Below are 7,072 nucleotides of genomic sequence, written 5' to 3' on the forward strand. Positions count from 1 at the left end.
CCCAGTCGCTGACGGTAAGGCGCGCGGTATCGCTGGTGGCGCGGAAGAGCTTGCGATGGAAGTTCATCCACGCGCGATGCTCCGCATCATACGGGGCGAGGTGGTGGCTGTAGCAGTTGGCGAAGACATGCTGCACCGACTGCCCCTCCAGCACCTGCGCGCTCTCGACCTGGATCGAGACCGCGTGCTTCTGCTTGATTGACTTGCCCTGGCTGAGGTCCCCGTAGTCAGCGGTGTACAGCCTGAGCGAGTACAACCTCCCCGGTTCCAGGCTCTTGATCTCCTGCGACACCGCATTCGGCCCCTCCGCGCTCCTTTTCGTCCACAGGAAAGTGTCGCCCTGGCTCGTCTGCGGGTAGCGCCCCTGCAGCCAGGAATACCCCGGCATGCTCTTGGTTGCCATGCTGCCCTGCGCGGCGGGTTGCAGTGTCCAGCCCTCCAGCGCGTCGGCGAAATCGCCGTTTTGCAGGTGCGGCAGTACGTAGGGGTCGGTCGAGAGAAGCTGGGTGTGGCCCTCGATGAAGTAGTGACGGTATAGCTTGCCCGCCCAGCGCACCATCTCCTCATCCGCGTAGGAGGACAGGTACTCCATCATCCCGTACAGGCCGTCGAACGCGGGGGCGATGGCGAGCGCCTGGAACTGCATGTCCATCCACACTGTGTAATTGACCCCCGGATCGGTGTCGAGGCTCTCCGGTGGCGCGGACATGTAGCCGAGCGTGACCAACATGCGCTTCTCCACCCCCGGCATCATCTTCTGCCAGCCCCGCATCCGCGCCACCAGGGTGTCCTCCAGCAGCGCTTGCGCCTGTCCCGGCGTCGGCTGTTCCGGCAGGTAGCGCTCGAACGCGAACCGATAGCCGCACTGTGCGACCGTCTGCGTTAACCGGCGCCCCCGCTCATAGATCGGTCCGCACCACGCGTAGAACATCTTGCGCCCAAACGCGGGGTTGTCGCACAGCCGTTTCACCGCCTCCGCCCATGCGACGTACTTCTCCTCGGACGCCTGCAGAAACTCGTCGGCGATGATCCCATCTGTCCTTGTCAGGGACTCGTGAAGCCGGCCTGCGATCATGCTACCAGCCTGTATGCCGTGGTTCGAGTGTCCGGGAAGAACCGGCGCTCGATGGCAAGCTCAGAAGCCCGTCAGAGCGGTCTCACGGGCGGTTAACAAGCACAGATTGTGCGAAGCACTGCCCGGCGGGTCGCCGCGTGAAGCGCCGGACGTCCGATCGAGACGTGATGCGCAGCCTAGCGGGAGCCCTTGGGGGCGGTAGTTGTCGGCAAGGGCACGATCGACCGCTCCTGCTCGCCGCGAGTCAGGGCCGTGGTCTCCTCGGCGGTGCGTACCACCTTGGGCGTGAGGAAGACCAGCAGCTCGCTGCGCTTGTTGGTCACCGTAGAGTGCCGGAACAGGTTCCCCAGCAGCGGCAGGTCGCCGAGCACGGGCACTTTGCTCACCAACCGGCGGCTGTTGTTGCTGATGATGCCGCCGAGGATGGCCGTCTGCCCGTCGGCGACGCGGATCGTCGCTTGCGCCGAGCGGCGCGCCACCGTGGGCGCCTGCACCGTCCCGAAGCTCTGGAACCCGAGCAGCTCGTTCGCCTCCTGCGTCACCTGCATCGTCACCGTGCCGTCGGGGGCGATCTGCGGCGTGACGGTGAGAATCACCCCCACGTCGAGGTATTGCACCGAGAAGGTCTCTGTCGTGTCGGTCGTGCGCACGCTGGACACGTACGGCGTCTGGGTGCTGATGTTGATCTCCGCGGGGCGGTTGTTGGAGGTGAAGATGCGCGGCGTGGACAGGATGGTGACCTTGTCGTCGGTGGCCAGGGCGTGCAGGAGAGTGTTGAGGCTGGCGCCGGCGATGGAGTAGCGGAAACCCAAGGTCTCCTGCGCCGCGCCTAGATCGGTGCCCACGGTGCCGGTGAGGTCATCGTTGCCCAGGTGGCGGTGTTCGGTCCAGCTCCACTCGAAGCCCAGCTTGCGCTCGGTGTCCAGGGCCACCTCGGCCACTATGGCCTCGATCAGAACCTGCGGCGGCGCCTGGTCAAGCTGCGCGATCAACTGCTTCATCAGCAGCGCGTACTCCGGCGGCGCTGAGATGATGAGCGAGTTGGTATTCGGCTCCGCCACCACCGAGACGTTGCCCCCCAACTCAATCACGTTCGCCGACTGGGCCCCGGCGGCAGCGGCGGCCGCGGCCGGCGGCGGGGCCACCTGCGCGACCACGCTATCTGCGGAGCCGCTCGTGGGCTCCTCCGCTCGGCTGGACGAAGCATCATCGAATGCGCGCGTCGTCGCGCCCGTGCGTTGGGAGGCGCTGGTGGTGCGCGTCGTCGGCTGTGCGGTTCGGGTGGTGGTCGTCGTCCGGGCCGCGCTCGATGCGCGGCCGCCCAGGGCCTGGTTGAGCGCGTTGGCGACATCGGTGGCGTTGGCGCGCTCGAGCGCGACGACGGTTAGATTCCCCTGCCGCTCCACCGGCCGGTCGAGGCTCTGGATGACCTCGGCGATCGCCTCCAGGCGCTCCTTGCTGGTGCTGACCAGGACCGCGTTGGTACGGGTGTCGGCGACCGCTTGCCCCGCCGCGGCGGTAGCTGTGCCGGCCCTGCCGCCCGAGGTTGCCGCCGCCGCCCCCAATAGCCGCCGCTGCCAGCCTGGCAGTTGCGCGCCGCCCGCCGTCGTCGCCGCCCCGCGGGGGGCGGTGAAGAACATCTGGGTCAGCAGCGAGGCGACATCGGAGGCGTCGGCGTAAGCCAGCGGAAAGACGCGCACCTGTCCCGCGTTGGCCGAGTCAACCTGTTCGATCACCTGCAGCAGCCGCGCGATGTTGCTCGCGTAGTCCGTGATCACCAGGGTGTTGCTGGCGGAGTTGCCGATGATGCTGGCCCCGGTGGTCACCAGCGGCGCCAGCTCGGCCTGCAGCTGCGCCGCGTCGGCGCCGCGCAGCGGGATGAGCTGGGTTACCACCTGGTCGCCTTCCGCGCCGGGCGAGCGTCCCACCGTCAGCCCCACATTGGACTGCACCGCCTTGGCCAGCGGCACCACCTTGAGTAGGCTCCCCTGCCGTATCGAGGTGAAACCGCGCACCTCCAGCACCGAGTTGAGGATGTCCAGCGCCTCCTGGCGCGACACCGGTTCGGGGCACATGATCGTCACCGCGCCGGTGAGGTTCGGGTCTTTCACCACCGTCAGGCCGAAAACGCGGCTGTAGAACTGCAGCAGGTTGTCAATGTCCAGCCCGCGCACGTCGAGGGTGACAACCTCGGCGGGCTGCGCGCGAATGTGCGCCGCCGGCAGCAGGAGCAGGCCCAGCGCCAGCACCGCGATCGCCAGTGAGGTCCTTCTCATGGCTGCTCTCCTTCCATCGGGCCCCGCGGCGGGCCGTTGCGCATTAGCATCTCGATCAGCCCCGGCGGCGGTTGCCCCCCGTCGGAACCGTCGCCCATGCCGGTGGGCGTTCCCACCCCGGGGGGCGCGCCTCGCCGCGCGCGCCACGCCGCCCGGCGGTCTGCGCTCTGGCCACCGGCCGCCGGGCGCGACTGCTGCGGCGGCGCATCAAGCGGCGTCGCGGTGAATGCCTCTGACAGGCGCAGCGCCGTGGTCACCCCGTCCCGCGTCAGCTGCACCTGATCGGCGCTGATGTCGCTCACGTGCGCTCCGTCCAGGGTCTGACCCACGCGCACGAACTCGGCGCGGCCGGTGGCGGAGTTGACGACGATGGCGATAGGGTCGCCATCGGCGGTGGCATAGCCGGCGTAGGTCCACTGCGGCTGCTCAACGGCACGCGCCGTGAAGGCCTCCACCGGCATGGGCTGCACCGGCGGCAGCGCCGGCAGCAGCGCCGGCGGGGCCGGTGGGCGCTGCTGCGCGGGGGGCAGGAACAGGTTGCGTTCGACCACCGCGTCGAAGCGCCACTCATCGGCCTTCGGCGCAGGCGCGACAGGGCGAACGGTGGCGCGGGCCGCGGGACGAGCAGACGCCGGGGCCGGCGCGGCCGAGCGGTTCGCTCCCCACGCGACGGCGACGATGACCAACGCGAATCCCGCCGCCGCGCTCTTCAGCGCGACCGCGCGGGGCCCCCGCCTGGAGTCTGATGCCTTTTTCATTTTGCGATCTCCCCGGGGCTGTAGCCCGCGATGACTATGGCGCAAGTCACTTTGTCCGATCCGCTATCGCCCGAGCTGATGACCACCCCGGCGATGCGCAGCTCGCGGTGCTTGGCCTCGATTTCGAACATGAACTTGGCAATGGCGGGAAAATGCCCCGACGCCTGCACCTCCAGCGAGTGCTCCACGGCGCCGGAGGAAAGCTTCGCTGCCCGGCGGGGGCGGACGGAGACGATGTTCACCTGCGCCGCCGCGGCGCTCGCCTGGGCGGCCCGGAGCATGACCGCGGTCAGCTCGGTTTCCGCCGCGGTGACCTTGCCCACCCGCGCCTCACTGTCCGCCACGCGGCGGCGCAACGCGCGCAGGGACTGTTCCTGCCGCTGTGCGGGCGTTCCCTCGGCGCCGCCCGCCGTAAACTGCAAACCGACCACGGCCGCGACGGTTATGGCGGCCAGGACGAGCAGCACCTTCTCTCGACGCGAAAACACGCGGCTAGCTCCCCTGCATGGTGATGGCGAATTCCACGTGCCCGTCGCCTTGCCTCAGGTAGGTCAGGGTGACCCGCCGGCCCAGGGCGTCCAGGAGGGAGGTGACAGTTGTCGCCGATTCCGCTTTCCCCTGAACTGCGATCGCACGCCGCGGAGAGAATGACACCGAGGTCAGCCACACCCCCGGCGGTGCGGCGGCGCTCAGCTCCTGCAGCGCGCTCAGCACCTGGTGCCGCGGCTGCAACCGGCGCTCGACTTCGGCCCGCCGTGCCGTCAGGACGCGCTGTCGCACACGCAGATCCTGCATCTCCGCCTCGCGGTGCGCGACGGTCGGACGGGCAAGCAATTGCTGCTGCACCGCGCAGTAGCGCCATGTGCCCAGGGCCAGCGCCGCCAGCAGCGCTCCGACGGCAATGGCGGATCCCACCCAGCGGCGAGTCTGCCTTCGCCCGCCGGCGCTGGCCGATGACAGCAGGTTGACCCCCCTTGCCAGGCCCAGCCCCGCCGCCGCGCCGAACATAGGCCCGGGCGCGCCCGCAGTCTCCAGTATCTCCAGCGGGCGCCCCAACGCCTCCGATACCGCATCGGCCAGGCCGGGGGTGAGCCAGCCACCCCCGGTGGCGGCAATGCGCTGCACCGTCGGCGCGGTCGCTGGTCCCGCCGCGGCCAGGAGCGAACGCTCGGTCTCGGCGCGCAGGGTCTGCAGCCACTCGCGCAACTGCGCCGCGCCGTCCGCTAGCGCGGCGAGGCCCTGGGAGTCGCGCACCGAGCGCGCCTGTTCGATACCGCAGCCCAGGGCCAGAGCGAAGGCGGTGGTGAGACCGTCGCCGCCGATGCCCAACGGGCGGCTGAGCAGCCACTGCCTGCCGCGGAAGACGTTCACCACCACCGGCCCGGCGCCCAGCTCGATCAGCACCGCGGTTTCGTCCGTCCCCGGCGCCGCATGATGCAAGTAGGCGGCAGCGGCTCCCGCTGAGCTGACGCTGACCGCCGCCGCCCGCAGACCGGCCTGCGCCAGCACCTCGCGCGCCGCCTCGACCGCTCGCTTGCGCGCCGCTACCAGCAGCACCGAACCCTCTTCGTCCACCTCGAAATCCCACGCCATCTCCTCCAGCGGAAACGGCAGGTGCTGCTGTGCCTCGAACTCCAACAGCTTGCTCACGGTCTCGCGGTCGGCGGGGGGAAGGTGAATGCGCTTGATCACGGCCTCGGTGCGCCCCACTGCGCAGACGACCTTGCGCGCGCGTATCCCCGCCGCGCGCATGGCCCGCGCCAGCGCTTGCGCCTTCGCCGCCGGGGACGAATCCTCAATCTCCTGTGCCGCGCTGCGCGCGATGCGCACCTGATCGCCCTCGCGCGCCAGCACCACCACCTTCACCCAGCGCGAGCCGATATCCACCGCCACCGTCCTGCGGGTCATTCACTTACTCCTCAGGGGCCACGAAGGGGACCCGCCGCCACATCAGCAGCCGCGGCGACTGCCCGCTGCGGTCGAGCAGCGCGAACACCCCCGCCCCCAGCGCCCGCCCGTCTTCGCGCGCGGACGCCGTGATGCGAAACACCGACGACTTGGTCGCCGTGCGATCGGCCACCGCCGCCATCATGTCGCGCGTGACGCCGCCTATGGCCGCGAGCTCCCCCTTGCTCTGCAGCGGCTCCGTCGCCCGCCGCTCAGTGATCGCCGCGGCTACCTCCGCGGGCAAGCCGATCGCCTGCAGCACCGGTTCGCTCGTGGTGTTGAGGTTGACCGCGCCCTCGGCGAAGTCACGGTCATCAACCCGCACGCGGTCAAGGATCGCGGCCAGCTTGCGCCACGGCACATCGGCGATGGTCATCACCTCCGCCAGGCTTTGGGGCGGCTGCTGGCGGATCCGGCGTTCGACCGCGGCAAGCTCCCCGGCCGTCAGCAGGTCCCCCAGCCGCGCCGCCAATTGCCCCGCGTCGGCGACCCTCAGATTCAGCCGCGGACGCCCCGCCTGGTCCACATTGCGCTCGCCTGAACGCACCGTGATCAGGTTGCGCCAGCCGGGCGAGGTTTCGCTCCCATCGCCCTCGAACGATTCTCGATCAACCCCCCGCACCAGGCGCAGCTCCTCCACCGTCTCGAAGGGCCCGTTGCCCGCTTCGTAGGGCGAAGGCAAGGTCAGATAGTAGTCCGACTCCGCGCCCAGAGGCCGGGGGTCGTCGTCGGCGTCGCGCCAATCGAGGATCGCATCCGCCGCCTCATCGGTCATGCCGGGCAGGGCGGTCAACTGCTCCCTGGTGGCGGTGTTGACATTCAAGCGGGCGCTCTCGTCCTCGATCACTGCGTTCACGGTCACGCCGGGAATATCGAGGCCGAGCGGGTTGTCGGCTACCTGCGCCCACTCGTCGGTCGCGGCGTCGGTGGCTGGATCATCGGCTGCGAGCACAACGCGGCAGTAATTGAGCCCCGACTGGGCGGCATAGAACGCCCGCACCGCGGCCCCGCGGTTG

At 69.7% G+C, this 7,072-nt stretch carries 6 protein-coding genes; all 6 read right to left on the reverse strand.

Annotated elements, in window-relative coordinates; genetic code table 11:
* On the reverse strand, positions 1-1,075 hold a 1,075-nt coding region (locus VM221_00215; GenBank protein ID HUT73244.1), incomplete at its 3' end, for a hypothetical protein.
* A 176-nt stretch (positions 1,076-1,251) separates the two neighbouring features.
* Positions 1,252-3,351, reverse strand: coding sequence for a type II secretion system secretin GspD (gene gspD / locus VM221_00220; GenBank protein HUT73245.1), 2,100 nt, complete (start codon positions 3,349-3,351; stop codon positions 1,252-1,254).
* Positions 3,348-4,109 (reverse strand): hypothetical protein, encoded by a 762-nt coding sequence (locus VM221_00225; GenBank protein HUT73246.1) that lies wholly within the window; start codon positions 4,107-4,109, stop codon positions 3,348-3,350. The genes gspD and VM221_00225 overlap by 4 nt, the downstream gene beginning before the upstream one ends.
* Positions 4,106-4,597 carry a hypothetical protein gene (locus tag VM221_00230; GenBank protein ID HUT73247.1) on the reverse strand — a complete coding sequence of 164 codons (492 nt, stop codon included), beginning with the start codon at positions 4,595-4,597 and terminating at the stop codon, positions 4,106-4,108. The genes VM221_00225 and VM221_00230 overlap by 4 nt, the downstream gene beginning before the upstream one ends.
* Positions 4,598-4,601: 4 nt before the next feature.
* A complete protein-coding gene (gene pilM / locus VM221_00235; GenBank protein ID HUT73248.1) occupies positions 4,602-6,017 on the reverse strand; it encodes a pilus assembly protein PilM in 1,416 nt (471 codons plus the stop codon).
* Between the two features lie 4 nt (positions 6,018-6,021).
* The coding region (locus tag VM221_00240; GenBank protein ID HUT73249.1) for a hypothetical protein at positions 6,022-7,072 on the reverse strand (1,051 nt) is incomplete at its 5' end.

This window comes from Armatimonadota bacterium (assembly GCA_035527535.1).
Classification (GTDB): domain Bacteria; phylum Armatimonadota; class Hebobacteria.